The 17,220-nt window shown below is 58.9% G+C and carries 15 protein-coding genes; 5 read left to right on the top strand and 10 right to left on the bottom strand.

Going from position 1 to position 17,220, the window contains the following annotated elements:
* Position 1: 1 nt before the first annotated feature.
* From pdxJ to lptF, 8 genes are all read right to left on the bottom strand, one after another.
* Positions 2 to 745: a pyridoxine 5'-phosphate synthase gene (gene pdxJ, locus K0P33_RS06970; protein WP_094951365.1), complete on the bottom strand. Its 744-nt coding sequence runs from the start codon at positions 743 to 745 to the stop codon at positions 2 to 4.
* Positions 746 to 796: 51 nt separating this feature from the next.
* Positions 797 to 1,486 carry a DNA repair protein RecO gene (recO, locus tag K0P33_RS06965; RefSeq protein WP_242154592.1) on the bottom strand — a complete coding sequence of 230 codons (690 nt, stop codon included), beginning with the start codon at positions 1,484 to 1,486 and terminating at the stop codon, positions 797 to 799.
* A 194-nt stretch (positions 1,487 to 1,680) separates the two neighbouring features.
* Positions 1,681 to 2,583 (bottom strand): GTPase Era, encoded by a 903-nt coding sequence (era, locus tag K0P33_RS06960; protein ID WP_032886448.1) that lies wholly within the window; start codon positions 2,581 to 2,583, stop codon positions 1,681 to 1,683.
* On the bottom strand, positions 2,576 to 3,265 hold the full coding sequence (rnc, locus tag K0P33_RS06955; protein WP_094951369.1) for a ribonuclease III: 690 nt from the start codon (positions 3,263 to 3,265) through the stop codon (positions 2,576 to 2,578). Before rnc ends, era begins: the two co-directional genes overlap by 8 nt.
* Before the next feature lie 152 nt (positions 3,266 to 3,417).
* A complete protein-coding gene (lepB, locus tag K0P33_RS06950) occupies positions 3,418 to 4,272 on the bottom strand; it encodes a signal peptidase I (RefSeq protein ID WP_094951370.1) in 855 nt (284 codons plus the stop codon).
* A 5-nt stretch (positions 4,273 to 4,277) separates the two neighbouring features.
* Positions 4,278 to 6,077, bottom strand: a complete 1,800-nt coding sequence (gene lepA, locus K0P33_RS06945; RefSeq protein WP_094951371.1) for a translation elongation factor 4 — start codon at positions 6,075 to 6,077, stop codon at positions 4,278 to 4,280.
* 151 nt (positions 6,078 to 6,228) lie between these two features.
* The gene (gene lptG / locus K0P33_RS06940; protein ID WP_094951372.1) at positions 6,229 to 7,308 is read right to left on the bottom strand and encodes an LPS export ABC transporter permease LptG; all 1,080 of its coding nucleotides are present in this window, start codon (positions 7,306 to 7,308) and stop codon (positions 6,229 to 6,231) included.
* Positions 7,301 to 8,419: an LPS export ABC transporter permease LptF gene (lptF, locus tag K0P33_RS06935; RefSeq protein WP_094951373.1), complete on the bottom strand. Its 1,119-nt coding sequence runs from the start codon at positions 8,417 to 8,419 to the stop codon at positions 7,301 to 7,303. Before lptF ends, lptG begins: the two co-directional genes overlap by 8 nt.
* A 282-nt stretch (positions 8,420 to 8,701) precedes the next feature.
* Here lptF and K0P33_RS06930 point away from each other — a divergent pair, with 282 nt between their 5' ends.
* From K0P33_RS06930 to K0P33_RS06915, 4 genes are all read left to right on the top strand, one after another.
* Positions 8,702 to 10,192, top strand: a complete 1,491-nt coding sequence (locus tag K0P33_RS06930) for a leucyl aminopeptidase (protein WP_094951374.1) — start codon at positions 8,702 to 8,704, stop codon at positions 10,190 to 10,192.
* A 51-nt stretch (positions 10,193 to 10,243) separates the two neighbouring features.
* Positions 10,244 to 10,672 carry a DNA polymerase III subunit chi gene (locus K0P33_RS06925; RefSeq protein WP_094951375.1) on the top strand — a complete coding sequence of 143 codons (429 nt, stop codon included), beginning with the start codon at positions 10,244 to 10,246 and terminating at the stop codon, positions 10,670 to 10,672.
* Positions 10,673 to 10,679: 7 nt separating this feature from the next.
* A complete protein-coding gene (locus K0P33_RS06920) occupies positions 10,680 to 11,075 on the top strand; it encodes a DNA polymerase III subunit chi (protein ID WP_094951376.1) in 396 nt (131 codons plus the stop codon).
* 211 nt (positions 11,076 to 11,286) lie between these two features.
* On the top strand, positions 11,287 to 14,133 hold the full coding sequence (locus K0P33_RS06915) for a valine--tRNA ligase (RefSeq protein ID WP_094951377.1): 2,847 nt from the start codon (positions 11,287 to 11,289) through the stop codon (positions 14,131 to 14,133).
* Between the two features lie 614 nt (positions 14,134 to 14,747).
* Here K0P33_RS06915 and K0P33_RS06910 read toward each other — a convergent pair.
* Positions 14,748 to 15,179, bottom strand: coding sequence for a hypothetical protein (locus tag K0P33_RS06910; protein WP_141240562.1), 432 nt, complete (start codon positions 15,177 to 15,179; stop codon positions 14,748 to 14,750).
* Positions 15,180 to 15,428: 249 nt separating this feature from the next.
* Between K0P33_RS06910 and rlmF the strand changes: the two genes are divergently transcribed.
* Entirely contained in the window at positions 15,429 to 16,448 is a 1,020-nt protein-coding gene (gene rlmF, locus K0P33_RS06905; protein ID WP_094951378.1) for a 23S rRNA (adenine(1618)-N(6))-methyltransferase RlmF, read from the top strand.
* Between the two features lie 116 nt (positions 16,449 to 16,564).
* Here the strand turns inward: rlmF and K0P33_RS06900 are convergent, their stop codons facing one another.
* Positions 16,565 to 16,846, bottom strand: coding sequence for an HU family DNA-binding protein (locus tag K0P33_RS06900; RefSeq protein WP_003188840.1), 282 nt, complete (start codon positions 16,844 to 16,846; stop codon positions 16,565 to 16,567).
* Positions 16,847 to 17,220 lie beyond the last annotated feature (374 nt).

The following is a 17,220-nucleotide window of genomic DNA, read 5'->3' as shown; positions in this document are numbered from 1 at the left end:
ATCAGGCCTTGGCGGCAGCCAGAATCAGGGCTTTCATCTCGGCGACCGCGCCTTTGAAACCGACGAACAGCGCATGCGCCACCAGCGCGTGGCCGATGTTCAGTTCGTTGATGCCTTTGATCGCCGCCACGGCTTCGACGTTGTGGTAGTGCAGGCCATGGCCGGCGTTGACGATCAGGCCTTCATTCAGGCCGCACTTTACGCCGTCGATGATGCGTTGCAGCTCGTCAGCCACTTCGGTGGGCGTGGTGGCATCGGCGTAACGGCCGGTGTGCAGTTCGATGGCCGGCGCGCCTACGCGACGCGAGGCTTCGATCTGGCGCTCGTCGGCGTCGATGAACAGCGAGACTTCGCTGCCGATCTTCGACAGGCGTTCCACGGCAGCTTTGATCCGCGCTTCCTGGCCGGCCACGTCGAGGCCGCCTTCGGTGGTCAGTTCCTGGCGGGTTTCCGGCACCAGGCAGATATGCGCCGGGCGGATGCGCTCGGCGAACGCCATCATTTCTTCGGTGACGCCCATTTCGAAGTTCATGCGGGTTTGCAGCACGTCCTTGAGCAGCAACACGTCGCGCTCCTGGATGTGGCGGCGGTCTTCGCGCAGGTGCACGGTAATGCCGTCGGCACCCGCTTCTTCGGCGTCCAGCGCGGCCTTGACCGGGTCAGGGTAACGGGTGCCCCGGGCCTGGCGCAGGGTAGCGACGTGGTCGATGTTCACGCCAAGAAGAATGCGATTGCTGGTGGTCACGGAAGCGCTCCTGAAAAGGGAAAGAAACGCTGCACAGCATACACGGGGTTGTCAGGGCTTTCGAAACAACTCGCGACTGACCAGCGGCCGGCCACCCAAGTGCACGGCCAGCGCCTGGCGCATCAAGCGCTTGGCGGCAGACAAAGCGCCCGGAGCGGTCCAGTCGGCTTCGCTCATGGCCAGCAACTCAGTGCCGCGGAACAGGCCCGGTTGCAGCAGGTACACACGCTCAAGGCCAGCGTCGACTTGCAGGCGGTACATGCCGTCTGCGGCGATGGGATCGCCGTGCAGGTCGTTGCTCAGTTCAAAGCCGTAGCCCAAGTCGTCGAGCAGACGCCATTCGAAAGCGCGCAGCAGCGGCTCCAGGGGGCGGCCTTCGGCCAGGGCTAACAACGTGGCGGCGTAGTGATCGAACACCGCCGGGTGCGGGTCTTCGGCGGGCAGCAGGCGAATCAGCAGTTCATTGAGGTAGAGGCCGCTGAAGAGTGCTTCGCCATTGAGCCAAGCGGAGGTGCCGACGCTTTCCAGGCGACCGACGTTCTTCAGCTCGCCCTTGCCACGAAACTCCACATCCAAGGCCACGAATGGCCGGGCCAACGTGCCGGCCTTGCCTCGGGCGCTACGCAAGACTGCGCGCAGGCGGCCTTGGGGCGTGATGAAGTCCACCAAGGCGCTGGTCTCGCGGTAGGCGCGGCTATGCAGCACGTAGGCGAGTTGACTGGGAGGTGGGGTTTGGGGCATGGGGTTCTCGCTGACAAGCACGGCCTTGAAAACTGCGACTATCCAATGCGGGAGCGGGCTTGTGTGGGAGCCGGGCTTGCCCGCGATGCAGGCACCTCGGTCCTTGAGTTGTACCGAGGTGATGCTATCGCAGGCAAGCCAGATCCCACACAAGCCCGCTCCCACATTTGTCTTGCGGTGTTACTGGAGGCCTATTACAGGTCGCCGTAGCCGAGGGAGCGCAACGCGCGCTCGTCATCGGACCAACCACCCTTAACCTTCACCCACAGGTTAAGCATGATCTTGGAATCAAACAGCAATTCCATGTCCTTGCGCGCTTCGGTGCCGATGCGCTTGATGCGCTCGCCCTTGTCGCCAATGATGATTTTCTTCTGGCCGTCACGTTCAACGAGGATCAGCGCATGAATATGCAGGGTTTTGCCCTGCTGCTTGAACTCTTCGATTTCAACGGTGATCTGGTACGGCAGCTCGGCGCCCATCTGGCGCATGATTTTCTCGCGTACCAGTTCGGCGGCGAGGAAACGGCTGCTGCGGTCGGTGATCTGGTCTTCCGGGAAGAAGTGCTCGTTCTCCGGCAGGTAACCGGCGATCACGCGTTCCAGCGCCTCAAGGTTGTGACCGTGCTGGGCCGAGATCGGCATGATCTGGGCGTTCGGCAGTTGTTCCTGCAACCACGTCAGGTGCGGCATCAGCTCGGCTTTGTCTTCGATGCGGTCGGTCTTGTTCAGCGCAACGATCAACGGGCCGGTGACGTACTGCACACGCTCGAGAACCATCTGGTCTTCGTCGGTCCACTTGGTGCGGTCGACCACGAAGATCACCACGTCGACGTCTTTCAACGCCGCCGAAGCGGTCTTGTTCATGTAGCGGTTAAGCGCCTTCTCGCCACCTTTGTGCATGCCCGGGGTGTCGACGTAGACCGCTTGCACGGCGCCTTCGGTCTTGATGCCCAGCATGTTGTGACGGGTGGTCTGCGGCTTGCGCGAGGTGATCGCCAGCTTCTGGCCCAAGATGTGGTTCAGCAGCGTGGACTTGCCCACGTTCGGGCGGCCGACGATGGCAACATAGCCACAGCGTGTTGCGGTTGAATCAGTCATGGCCATTCTCCACGCCCAGGGCAATCAGTGCTGCAGCCGCCGCTACCTGTTCGGCAATACGACGGCTCACACCCTGACCTCGGCTTTTTTCATTCAATAAGGTGATTTCACATTCCACGAAGAACACGCGGCAATGCGGCTCTCCCTGGATATCCACCACTTCGTAGCGTGGCAGTTCGCAACCGCGCGACTGCAGGAATTCCTGCAGGCGGGTCTTGGGATCTTTGTTGGTGTCGACCAGCGTCAGGCTTTCGATCTCCGAAGCCAGCCAGGCGACCACGCGCTCCTTGGCCGTCTCCATGCCGGCATCCAGGTAGATCGCACCGATCAATGCTTCGAGCGCATCGGCCAGGATCGACTCACGACGGAAACCGCCGCTTTTCAACTCACCGGAACCCAGGCGCAAGTATTCGCCCAGGCCGAAACCACGGGCCAGCACGGCCAGGGTCTCGCCTTTCACCAGGCGTGCACGCAGGCGCGACAGCTGGCCTTCGCGCGCTTGAGGGAAACGCTCGAACAGCGCCTCACCGGCGGCAAAGTTGAGAATGGCATCACCGAGGAATTCGAGGCGTTCGTTATTACGCCCCGCGAAACTGCGGTGTGTGAGGGCAAGGACCATCAATTCCTGATCCTTGAAGGTGTAGCCGAGCTGGCGCTCGAGACGACTGAGAGAAACGGTCACGGTTTATCCATATCTAGTTGGTGGCACCGGCGGCCATCGAAGATTGACGCAGTGTTCAAATTCAAATCCTGGTGGGTGCCGCATGAGGCCGGACGATGCATTGTCCCAACCCCAGAAAAGCATTCGGCGCTGTGTTCACAGCGCCGCCTGTATTACTTGATCAGCCCGACCCGCGAGAAGTTCGGCAGGTGGCTGAGTTTGGGTTCCGGCCAACTCATCCAAACCGCAAAGGCCTTGCCGACAATGTTCTCGTCGGGAACCATGCCCAGCAGGTCCTTGGGAATATTAGGGTCATCCCAGTAACGGCTGTCGTTGGAGTTGTCGCGGTTGTCGCCCATCATGAAGTAGTGCCCGGCAGGCACTTTCCACTCGCCATCAGGCATCGCGCGGTAGCGGCTCATTTCCTTGCGGATTTCGTGCTCTACCGTACCGAGTTTTTCCTGGTACAGCTCAGCGCTGCCCAAGGTGTTCGGCTCAGCGCCAATCAGCTTCTCGGCCACCGACTCACCGTTGATGAGCAGGCGCTTGTCGCTGGTGTAGCGAACCACATCACCCGGCAGGCCCACGACGCGCTTGATGTAATTGACGTTCGGGTCGCTTGGGTAGCGGAACACCATCACATCGCCGCGCTGCGGGTCACCGACCGGTATGACTTTCTTGTCGATTACCGGCAAGCGGATCCCGTAGGAAAACTTGTTCACCAGGATGAAGTCGCCCACGTCCAAGGTAGGTTTCATCGACCCCGAAGGGATCTGAAACGGCTCCACCAGGAACGAACGCAGTACCAGCACGATGAACAACACCGGGAAGAACGACTTGCCGTATTCAACCAGCAAAGGCTCTTTGTTCAGCTTCTCGACCACCACCGCATCAGGCTGGCTGACGCTGCCCTGATAGGAAGCGATAGCCGCCCGACGACGCGGGGCGAAGAACACCAGATCGAGCAACGCCAGGAGACCGCAAACGGCAACGGCGATGACCAGCAACAGCGGGAAATTTAGCGACATAGGACCTAACTATCCAACCTGAGCACCGCAAGGAAGGCTTCTTGTGGAATTTCCACGTTACCCACTTGCTTCATGCGTTTTTTACCGGCCTTTTGCTTCTCAAGCAGCTTGCGCTTACGGCTTACGTCACCGCCGTAGCATTTGGCCAGTACGTTCTTTCTGAGTGCCTTGACGGAGGTCCGTGCAATGATCTGCCCGCCAATGGCGGCCTGGATCGCGACGTCGAACATCTGGCGCGGAATCAGTTCTTTCATCTTTTCGGTCAACTGCCGACCTTTGTAGTGGGCGTTGTCCTTGTGCACGATCAGTGCCAGGGCATCGACCTTGTCGCCATTGATCAGCACGTCCAGTTTCACCAGATTAGCCGATTGGTAGCGATCGAAATGGTAATCCAGCGAAGCATAGCCGCGACTGGTGGATTTGAGACGGTCGAAGAAGTCCAGGACCACTTCGTTCATCGGCAAATCGTAGGTCACTTGCACTTGGGTACCGAGGAACAACATGTCGTGTTGTACGCCACGTTTTTCGATACACAGGGTAATCACGTTGCCCAGGTGTTCCTGCGGTACCAGGATATTGGCCCGCACGATCGGCTCGCGCATGTCTTCAATGGAGGACAGATCTGGAAGCTTGGACGGGTTGTCGACGTAAATCGTTTCACCGGTTTTCAGCAACAGTTCAAAAATAACCGTTGGCGCGGTGGTGATCAGGTCCAGGTCGTATTCGCGCTCCAGGCGCTCCTGGATGATCTCCATGTGCAGCATGCCCAGGAACCCGCAACGGAAGCCGAAGCCCAGCGCGTCGGAGCTTTCCGGGGTGTACTGCAACGACGAGTCGTTGAGGGTCAGCTTTTGCAGGGCTTCGCGGAAGTCCTCGAAGTCGTCGGAGCTGACCGGGAACAGGCCAGCGTAAACCTGCGGCTGGATGCGTTTGAAGCCCGGCAGCACGTCGACGTCAGGGGTGGAGCTCAAGGTCAGGGTGTCACCAACCGGTGCACCGTGAATGTCCTTGATACCGGCGATGATGAAGCCTACTTCACCGGCCTTAAGGTCAGTGGTGGCGGTGTGCTTGGGGTTGAATACGCCGACGCTGTCCACCAGGTGGATCTTGCCGGTGGATTTAACCAGGATCTTGTCGCCCTTCTTCACCCGGCCGTGGCGTACACGTACCAGGGAAACAACGCCCAGGTAGTTGTCGAACCAGGAGTCGATGATCAACGCTTGCAGCGGATCTTCGTAGTTGCCGGTTGGCGCAGGAATGGTCTTGACCAGGCGCTCGAGCACTTCGTCAACGCCCAGGCCGGTCTTGGCGCTGCACTCGACGGCGTCGGTGGCGTCAATGCCAATGATTTTTTCGATTTCTTCTTTGACGCGGTCCGGATCGGCCTGAGGCAGGTCGATCTTGTTCAGTACCGGCATGACCTCAAGGCCCTGCTCGATCGCGGTGTAGCAGTTGGCTACGGACTGGGCTTCAACGCCCTGGCCCGCGTCGACCACCAGCAAGGCGCCTTCACAGGCTGCCAGCGAGCGGCTGACTTCGTAGGTGAAGTCAACGTGGCCGGGGGTGTCAATGAAGTTCAGCTGGTACCTGATACCGTCTTTGGCGGTGTAGTACAGGGTAACGCTGTGGGCCTTGATGGTGATGCCGCGTTCACGCTCGAGGTCCATGGAGTCCAGTACCTGGGCTTCCATTTCACGCTCGGCAAGGCCACCGCACATCTGGATGAATCGATCGGCCAGCGTCGACTTGCCATGGTCAATGTGGGCGATGATGGAGAAATTGCGGATATGACTCAAATCACTCACGGATCAACACTCAAAAAGGCTGCAGGCAGATTGCCCGCTGAAAAATAGCCGGGAATTGTACCTGATGCTCAGGCCAAACGTCATCTTTGCTGACCAGAACAAAAATGCCCCGATCTCTCGAACGGGGCATTTTTTGTTCATAAGCGCGGTATCAACCGGCTCGGCGCAACAGCCAGAACCCGGCCAGGGCGCAGATAGCCGTCGGTACCAGCACCGCAAACAGCGGCGAGAAACCGAATACCAGGCTAGACGGGCCGAGCAGGTCCTGGGCGATGCGGAAGGTGAAGCCCACCAGCACGCCGGTAAACACCCGCTGGCCAAGGGTCACGGAACGCAGCGGGCCGAAGATGAACGAGATCGCCATCAACACCAGCGCAGCAGTCACAACCGGCTGTAACACCTTGACCCAAAATGCCAACCAATAGCGGCCGTTATTCAGGCCCTGATCCTTAAGGTAGTGGATATAGCTCCACAAACCGGAGATAGGCAGACTTTCCGGGATCATCACCACGGTATTGAGCAGTTCCGGCTTCAGGGCGATATCCCATGGCTCGGTCGGCACATTGATCACTTCGGTGCTGGCATTGTTGCCTTGGCCCACATTGCGGAAGTGAGTGGTGCTGACGTCGCTGAGCGTCCACTTCTCGGCATCATACTGCGCGCGCTTGGCGAAACTGGAGGTCAGCATGTGGCGTTCTTTGTCGAACGTGTAGCGCGTCACACCAATCAACAGGCCGCCCGGCTGCACGGCGTTGATGTGGATGAATTCATCACCTTGGCGGTGCCACAGGCCGTGCTTGGCGCTTTGCGCATCGCCCGAACCCTGGGCCAGGGCACGATTGGCCTGGGCCGTGGCTTCGGACGGCGGCGCCACGTACTCGCCGATCAGCACGCTGCAGGCCATCAGCAGCAGCATGGGTTTCATGACCGCCCAAACGATGCGACCGATGGAAACACCGGCGGCGCGCATGATGGTCAGTTCACTGTTGCTGGCCAGGCTGCCCAGGCCGATCAGGCAGCCGATCAAGCCGGCCATCGGCATCATGTCGTACAGACGACGTGGCGCGGTCAGCGCCACGTAGCTCAGCACGTCGGTGACCGTGTAGGTGTCGGTGACGTTGCTCACTTCATCAATAAAGGCGAACAACGAGGCCAAGCCGAGAATGATGCCCAATACCGCCAGGATGGCGATCAGTACGCTGCTACCAATGTAGCGGTCGAGCTTAGTCACGAGCCAACTCCTTCAGGCCACGACGGCTCTTCATTTTCAAACGGATAGGTTCCCAGTAGAGCAGCCCCAGGCCGATCATCAGGAAAATCCCGTGTACCCACCACAGCCCCAGGACCGGCGACAACTTGCCTTTTTCCAGGGAGCCACGGGCGGAAATCAGGATGGTCAGGTAGGCCATGTACAGCAGGATCGCCGGCAACAGCTTGAGGAAACGGCCCTGACGCGGGTTTACCCGGGACAGCGGCACGGCCATCAAGGTCACGATAAACACCAACAGCGGCAGGGAAATGCGCCATTGCAGCTCGGCGATGGAGCGCAGTTCCTGGCTGCCGAACAGTGACGCCGTCGGGAGCGCGTCGCGGTCGGTAACTTCTTCACTGATCTCAGGCTTGGCGAGCATGACGCCATAGAGGTCGTACTTGATCGCTCGATAATCCGCGAAGCCGGGGCTGCCGTCGTAGCGATAGCCATTTTCCAGGATCAGGTAGCGGGAACCGTCAGGGCGTACTTCCTGGCGCCCACTGTTGGCCACCAGAATCGAAATACCGCGATCTTTCTGGTTCTCCCCGAGGTTTTTCTGCGAAATAAACACACCACCGAGGTTGGCACGGTCATTGGTCATGGTTTCGGTGTAGGTCACCCGCGAACCATCGTTGAGCGCCTGAAAGCGCCCTGGCTCGAGGGTGTCGAACTCGGTCATCGCATCCTGCTTGTTCAGCAGCAGCTGGAACTGCATGGCCCCCTGAGGCGCCAGGCTCATGCTCAACCACGCCACCACCAGGGCGACGCCGGTGGCCGGCACCATGGTCATGGCAAGCAAACGCTGCTGGCTCATGCCGGTGGCGGAAAGCACGGTCATTTCACTTTCAAGGTACAACCGGCCATAGGCCAGCAGAATGCCGAGAAACAGGCCAAGTGGCAGGATCAGCTGCAAAAAGCCCGGCAGACGAAAGCCCATGATCAGGAATAACGAGCCCGGATCCAGGGCGCCGGAAGCGGCCTGGGCGAGAAATTTGACGAAACGACCACTCATGGTGATGACCAACAGCACCGCACTCACGGCACTCAGGGTCAACAGGACTTCGCGGGATAGATAACGGAAGACGATCAAACCAGACACTCCAGGGTTGTCAGGCTAAGGCGGCCAAACAAGCAAGCATACCGAGTCGACCCGTTTACACAGGCCGGCTAAAAAGATGGCGCATTATCCTGTGATTGACCGCGCCTGTCACTGCGCAACCTCATGCGCGCGCACAAAGCGTGCGCCAAGGGTTGTCAGGTTCCGCCGGCGAGGTTCAAACTGCGGCCTTTGTCGCGGGCGGTTTACAGAGCTGCCACGCTTGAAAGCCTGCGTACAGACTCAGGCTCACAGACCTTTATAAGGGACCCGAAAATGGAATTGGTTGTAAAAAGCGTTAGCCCCGAAACGTTGAAAACCGCCACCCTCGTGGTCGCCGTCGGCGAAGGCCGCAAGCTCAGCGTCGCCGCCAAGCAACTGGATGAACTGAGCGGTGGCGCCATCAGCGCCGTGCTCAAGCGCGGCGACCTGGCCGGCAAAGTCGGCCAGAGCCTGCTGCTGCAAAGCCTGCCTAACCTCAAAGCCGACCGCGTGTTGCTGGTGGGCGTGGGCAAGGAAGCCGAACTGGGCGACCGCCCGTTCCGCAAGATCATCAGCGGTATCCTCACCACCCTCAAGGGCTTGGGCGGCAGCGATGCAGCATTGGCACTTGATGAAATCGTCGTAAAAGGCCGCGACAGCTACGGCAAGACCCGCCTGCTGGCCGAAACCCTGGTGGATGGCGGTTACATTTTCGACCAGTTCAAGAGCCAGAAAGCCGAACCGCGCGCCCTGAAGAAAATCACCCTGCTGACTATCAAGGCCGCCCAGGCTGAAGTCGAGCGCGCCGTGACCCACGCTCAGGCCATCGCTGCAGGCATGTCGTTCACCCGCGACCTGGGCAACCTGCCACCAAACATCTGCCACCCAACCTACCTGGGCGAGCAAGCCAAGGCACTGGGCAAAGAGTTCAAGGGCCTGAAGGTTGAAGTGCTGGACGAGAAGAAGATCAAGGAACTGGGCATGGGCTCGTTCTATGCCGTAGGCCAGGGCAGCGACCAGCCACCCCGCCTGATTGTGATGCAATATAACGGCGGCAAGAAGTCCGAGAAGCCTTACGCCCTGGTCGGCAAAGGCATCACCTTCGACACCGGCGGCATCAGCCTCAAGCCGGGCGCAGGCATGGATGAGATGAAATACGACATGGGCGGCGCCGCCAGCGTGTTCGGTACCCTGCGTGCCGTGCTGGAACTCAAGCTGCCGATCAACCTGGTGTGCATCCTGGCGTGTGCCGAGAACATGCCGAGCGGCGGCGCAGCCCGTCCGGGCGATATCGTCACCACCATGAGCGGCCAGACGGTGGAAATCCTCAACACCGACGCCGAAGGCCGTCTGGTGCTGTGTGATGCGCTGACCTACGCCGAGCGCTTCAAGCCGCAAGCCGTGATCGACATCGCCACCCTGACCGGTGCCTGCGTGGTTGCCCTGGGCGCCCACACCTCGGGCCTGCTGGGTAACAACGATGAGCTGATCGAGCAACTGCTCAGCGCCGGCAAGGCCGCCGACGACCGCGCCTGGCAACTGCCGCTGTTCGATGAGTACCAGGAACAGCTGGACAGCCCGTTCGCTGACATCGCCAACATCGGCGGGCCGAAAGCCGGCACCATCACCGCTGCCTGCTTCCTGTCGCGTTTTGCCAAGAACTTCAACTGGGCGCACTTGGACATTGCCGGCACGGCCTGGACCAGCGGCGGCAAGGACAAGGGCGCCACTGGCCGTCCGGTGCCACTGCTGACCCAATACCTGCTGGATCGCGCCAAAGCCTGAAACTGAAGATTCCGGGGCGGCCCCCATGGCGCCCCGGTCTCAGGAACCGCAATGACCCAAGTCGACTTCTATATATTGCCCAGCGCCGATCCCTCTGCGCGCCTGGACTTTGCCTGCAAACTCACCGAAAAAGCCTGGCGCATGGGCCACCGCATCTACCTGCATTGCAGCGATGCCGCCCAACGTGACGACCTCGACGCCCGTCTGTGGCGCTTCAAGGGCGAAAGTTTTGTGCCCCACGGCCCTGCCGAGTCCGAACCCGAAGGCCTGATTGTGTTGGGTCTAGGCGACAGCTGCGGCGATCACCATGACCTGCTGGTCAACCTGGACCTGAAAGTACCGGCTTTTGCCAAAGCGTTTGCCCGTGTGGCGGAAGTGGTGGTGGAAGACCCGGCTATTCGTCAAGCCGCGCGGGAGAGTTTCCGTTTCTACCGCGAACAGGGCTATTCTCTGCAAGATCACCGGCTACAACGACTTTGAGTACATGATGGACACGCCAAAACCTACAAAAAAAGACGACCACCTGCTGGACGACCTTGAGTCGATCCGACAGTTGCTCGGTGATGATGGCTTGCAACCGCCGCTGCTGACCGAAACGGTCGACGGTGAGGTACAGATTCCGCTGTTGTTCGACATGGTCGGTGGCAAGCCCGCCGTACCGCAGCCTGTCGCCAAAGCCCCGATTGTAGAGCCCGCGCCGGCTGCGACGGCTACCGAAAAGGCGCCAGACGCCCTGCTGCTGCACCTGGACAACGAGCTGCGCGCCGCTGCGCAACTGATCATGCAGGATGTGATCGACGACTTTGCGCCGCATATCGAAACCGAGATCAAACGCAGGTTGGATGCGCGGATGGAACGGTTGCTCAGCCAATACCAGTCCTGAGCCACACCTGGATCTACTGTGGGAGGGGGCTTGCCCCCGATAGCGCTGGGTCAGCCAGCTTATCAGTCACTGACCCACTGCTATCGGGGGCAAGCCCCCTCCCACATTTGCACTGCGTACATCTCAAGCCTGTCTTCACCTCGCCCTGCGCCCTATCCCCCGTTATACTTGCCGGCTTTCCTGAATAAATGCCAATAGGGTCCCGCCGCGCATGGATAAGACCTACCAGCCGCACGCCATTGAAACTTCCTGGTACAACACCTGGGAGTCCGAGAATTATTTCGCCCCACAAGGTGCCGGCGATTCCTACACCATCATGATTCCGCCACCGAACGTCACTGGCAGCCTGCACATGGGCCATGGCTTCAACAATGCGATCATGGATGCGTTGATCCGCTTCCGCCGCATGCAGGGCCGTAACACCCTGTGGCAACCGGGCACCGACCACGCTGGCATTGCCACCCAGATGCTGGTGGAACGCCAACTCGAAGCCACCGGCCAGAGCCGTCACGACCTGGGCCGCGAGAAATTCCTGGAAAAGATCTGGGAATGGAAGGATCAGTCCGGCGGCAACATCAGCCGTCAGATCCGTCGCCTGGGTTCGTCCGTCGACTGGAGCCGCGAGCGCTTCACCATGGACGACGGTCTGTCGGAATCGGTGAAAGAAGCCTTCGTGCGCCTGCATGAAGACGGCCTGATCTACCGCGGCAAGCGCCTGGTCAACTGGGACACCAAGTTGCACACGGCGATTTCCGACCTCGAAGTGGAAAACCACGACGAGAAAGGTTTCCTGTGGAACCTCAAGTACCCGTTGGCCGACGGCGCCAAGACCGCCGAGGGCAACGACTACCTGATCGTCGCCACCACCCGTCCGGAAACCATGCTTGGCGATGCTGCCGTCGCGGTTAACCCGAACGACGAGCGCTACCAGGCGCTGATCGGCAAGTTCGTTGAGCTGCCGTTGGTGGGTCGTCGCATCCCGATCATCGCGGACGACTACTGCGACCCTGAATTCGGCACCGGCTGCGTGAAAATCACCCCGGCCCACGATTTCAACGACTACGAAGTCGGCAAGCGCCACAACCTGCCGCTGCTGAACATCTTCGACAAGAACGCCGCCGTACTGTCAGCCTGCCAGGTGTTCAACCTGGACGGCACGCTGAACGAGAGCATCGACGGCAAAATCCCGGCCGAATACGCCGGCCTCGACCGTTTTGAAGCACGTAAGCAGATCGTTGCAGCCTTCGACGCCGCCGGCTTGCTGGTGAGCGTCGACGACCACGGCCTGAAAGTGCCGAAGGGCGACCGTTCTGGCACCATCATTGAGCCTTGGCTGACCGACCAGTGGTACGTGTCGACCAAGCCGTTGGCTGAACCTGCGATTGCTGCCGTGGAAGATGGCCGTATCCAGTTCGTGCCTAAACAGTACGAAAACATGTACTTCTCGTGGATGCGTGACATCCAGGACTGGTGCATCAGCCGTCAGCTGTGGTGGGGCCACCGTATTCCAGCCTGGTACGACGAGTCGGGCAAGGTCTATGTGGGCCGCGATGAGGCCGAAGTACGTGCCAAGCACAACCTCGGCCCGGACGTTGCGCTGCAACAGGATAACGACGTACTCGACACCTGGTTCAGCTCGGGCCTGTGGACGTTCTCTACCCTGGGCTGGCCGCAGCAGACCGAGTTCCTGAAAAAATTCCACTCCACCGACGTGCTGGTCACCGGCTTCGACATCATCTTCTTCTGGGTTGCCCGGATGATCATGCTGACCATGCACTTGGTGAAAAACGAAGACGGCACGCCGCAGGTGCCGTTCAAGACCGTTTACGTGCACGGCCTGGTACGTGATGGCCAAGGCCAGAAGATGTCCAAGTCCAAGGGCAACGTCCTCGACCCGCTGGACATCATTGACGGTATCGACCTGGAAACCCTGGTGCAGAAACGCACCTCGGGCCTGATGCAGCCGAAACTGGCGAAGAAGATCGAGAAGCAGACCCGCGACGAGTTCGCCGACGGCATCGCCAGCTATGGCACCGACGCCCTGCGCTTCACCTTCTGCTCGCTGGCCTCCACCGGTCGCGACATCAAGTTCGACATGGGCCGCGTCGAAGGCTATCGCAACTTCTGCAACAAGATCTGGAACGCCGCGCGCTACGTGCTGGACAAAGGCGAAGACTGCGGCCAGAACGGCGAAGCCTATGAGCTGTCCCTGGCCGACCGCTGGATCATCTCGCAACTGCAGCGCACCGAAGCCGAAGTGACCCGCCAACTCGATCAGTTCCGTTTCGACCTGGCCGCACAAGCCCTGTACGAGTTCATCTGGAACCAGTATTGCGACTGGTACCTGGAACTGTCCAAGCCAGTGCTGTGGGACGAAAACGCGCCGGTCGAACGCCAGCGTGGCACACGTCGCACCTTGGTACGCGTGCTCGAAGTGGCGCTGCGCCTGGCGCACCCGTTCATGCCGTTCATCACCGAAGAAATCTGGCAGCGCCTCGCGCCGCTGGCCGGTATCGAAGGCAAGACCATCATGCTGCAACCTTGGCCGGTGGCCAACGAAGCACGCATTGATGAGGCCGCCGAAAGCGATATCGAATGGCTCAAGACCCTGATGCTCGGCACGCGCAACATCCGCGCCGAGATGAACATCGGGCCGGGCAAGCCACTGGCCGTGTTTGTGAAGAACGCCAGTAGCGAAGATCAGCGCCGCCTCACCGAGAACGATGCGCTGCTCAAAAAGCTGGCGAAGCTGGAGTCGATCACCGTATTGGCTGACGGCGCTGAAGCACCATTGTCCGCGACCGCGCTGGTCGGCGACATGGAAGTGCTGGTGCCGATGGCCGGCCTGATCGACAAGGGTGCGGAACTGGCCCGTCTCGATAAGGAAATCCTGCGCCTGCAAGGCGAAGTGCAGCGGGTTGGCGGCAAGCTGTCCAACGCGGCGTTCGTCGACAAGGCACCGGCTGAGGTGATCGATAAGGAGCGCGCCAAGTTGGCCGAGGCTGAACAGGCGCTGGGCAAGTTGGCGGAGCAACATGCACGGATTTCCAGTTTGTAAATAAATACTGGATTAAAAAGAGAGACCTTCGGGTCTCTTTTTTTTGCTCAAAATTAACGGTATCAAAGCACAAACAAGGGTCATCGCAAACATTATAAATAACTGTCAAGATTGACAGTATTGGCGCACTGGAAAGCCGTATTACTCTGGGATAAAGCCTCTGCACCTTTAATTGTTTTTGGCCAGGGCAATCTTTTTCAGGAGATCCCAAATGACCAAATAAAAGAGTGGTGAACATATATTAATGAATGCAGTCTAAGCTTTCACAGAGTCAATCACTTTACAGGCGGATTTTTTTCATTATCCCTATAGCATAATTAGTTGGAAATAATGGTTTAGCCCCGAACCCAGACTTGAAGTTTTATTACACACCTTACTCCGCAGATGGGACGCAGCTGGAAACTGCAGCGTCCAATTTAACTGTACTCGACATGCCCCCCAACAATGCCACGATCAGATCAGCCAGCAACGTACTGTTAAGCGATTTGATTAATGAATTGACGCAACAAGGCTTTCACTATGATCGCATCGATCACTCTAAATCGATCGCAGATCGTTAATATCTGCGACCGACCACCCTAGACTTAAGGTGTTAACCCCTCACCGCCTCACCCCTAATTCGACACAGGCGGAACATTTACCTGACCTGACGCGGGAGCCCCCGGTGGTGGAGGTGTGTTATCCGACATGACACCATGGGACACCCACCCGCCAGCCGTATTAATAAATAAAACACCGCTTTTTGCTGGAAGAGTGAGCGGTGCAGCCAGCGTGGTATTTTTAGTACCAATTGTCGTTGCCTTTGAACCTCGATTTTTAATTTCGAGTTCCTTGCCCACTCGAATAGCAGACCCGGCCACATCAATACTAAGAGGGCTGGCATAGCCAACGGTTGGATCAGTGTCGCTGACATAAAAAGAACTAGCGCCTGCGTTTTCTACAATGATGCTCCCCTCAGCCACACCCTGCATCTTATTTTGCGAAGGGCTCGTGCCAGCCGCCCATGCGTTCATCGCCAGCAACATCGCTCCCGCCAACGTCATCACAGAGTACTTATTCCTTTAAGTAAATTGAAGTCAGTTTTTTTTTGCGTTGCAACTAAAAAACTTACACGCTCAAACGGCGGCAATCTACTGTCAGAAATCACAGGTCAGCTAACCCTTAAGGAATAACTAGGCTTTCTATTATTTCGAATAGGCTGCCCACTCTGGTTTTGCTCCACCGGTAGATATTCCTGTTTTCCCTCATGAATGTGGGATAATACCCGCCATTTTTGAGCCTACTCCAGAGTCAACATGACCGCCCCCAGCACACCTAAACCACCGCGCAAGAAGCCTAAAACCGCAGCCACGGCCAAACCCGTCGCGCCGCGCAAAGAGGCCACCTTGCACCCGCGCAACCGCCACACGGGCCGTTACGACTTCCCGGCGCTGATCAAGACCACGCCGGAACTGGCGAAATTCGTGATCATCAACCCTTATGGCAAGGAAAGTATCGACTTCGCCAGCCCGGACGCGGTGCGGGTGTTCAACCGGGCATTGCTGAAGTCCTTTTATGGCATCCAGCATTGGGACATCCCGGCGGATTACCTGTGCCCACCGGTGCCGGGGCGTGCGGATTACGTGCATTTCCTCGCCGACCTGCTGGCCAGCGTCAACGACGGCAAGATTCCGCGCGGCTCCATCGTCAAGGTGCTGGACATCGGCATGGGCGCCAACTGCGTCTATCCGCTGATTGGCTACATGGAATACCGCTGGAACTTCCTCGGCTCGGAGGTCGACCCTATTGCCGTGGCTGCCGCCAAGGCCATCGTGCAGTCCAATGACCTGAGCAAGGTTATTCAACTGCGTCAGCAATCCAATCCCAAGCAGATCTTGCTGGGCCTGCTGGAGCCAGGTGAGCGTTTTGACCTGACCATGTGCAACCCGCCGTTCCATGCGTCCATGGACGAAGCCACCAAGGGCAGCGAGCGTAAGTGGCGCGCCTTGGGCAAGGCCGATCCCAAGCGCAAGCTGCCGGTACTGAACTTCGGTGGCCAATCGGCGGAGTTGTGGTGTGAAGGCGGTGAAGCGCGCTTTGTAACGCAGCTTATCGCTGAGAGTGCGCACTTTGCCCACAAGGTGCTGTGGTTCAGCACCCTGGTGTCAAAAGCGTCGAACTTGCCCGCGATCGAGACCGCCCTGAGAAAAGCCGGCGTGCTGGAAAGCCAGGTGGTGGAGATGTCCCAGGGCCAGAAGCAAAGCCGTTTTGTGGCCTGGACCTTCCAGACCAAGAACGAACAGCAGTTGTGGCGCCAGCGCTGGGTGCGCGACTAAACGTGCGGCGAGGGAGCTTGCTCCCTCGCCACAATAAATCCGCCACTACCGCCAAATCGCAGGCAACAAAAAACCGTGCCCGGATCTCTCCGGAGCACGGTTTTTTTTGCTGCGTCTTACTTGTTAACAGCGTCGGTCAGGCCTTTGGCCACAACCAGCTTGATAACTTTCTTGGCAGCGATTTCGATGGCAGCGCCAGTCGAAGGGTTACGGCCAGTACGGGCTGGACGCTCGGTCACTTTCAGTTTGCCAACGCCTGGCAGAGTGATTTCGCCGCCGTTTTCCAGCTGATCAGCAACAACTTGGCTCAGTTGGTCCAGCAGAGCGCGCACGGTAGTTTTCGGTGCGTCTACTGCTTCAGCCAGGTCAGCGATCAGTTGGTCTTTAGTAATAGCCATTGTGGTGTTCCTTCCCTATCAAATTCATATGGATTGCAGAGTGCAGTGTCAGCCGTCGAGCCCGACCGTCATGGCCTGGCACCCCCGGCCATAACCACGGAGATCGGGGTTATAGATGCTTGAAACGGGGATTGGTTCGACCTGACAGATGCTGAATGCACGCTTAACGCCGAGTCTTGGCGTAAGACGGGGCAAAACTAGCACAGAGACGGGGAAATATCCGCTTCAACATACCCATTTGGTCAGCTTTATCGCTCTAAACCGTGAAAAAAGGGCATATAGGGCGTCGGAGGGTAGCCAAAACACCCTTCGGAGCGCGTCATGCCCAACGGGTGCGGTACACTGGGCGACTTTTCGGGGAGGCCAACCGCTCC

Origin of the sequence: Pseudomonas sp. ArH3a, from assembly GCF_022648765.1 — a bacterium.
Classification (GTDB): Bacteria; Pseudomonadota; Gammaproteobacteria; order Pseudomonadales; family Pseudomonadaceae; genus Aquipseudomonas.
Note: the sequence above shows the minus strand (reverse complement) of the source record. Positions and strands in the feature narration are given on the sequence as shown.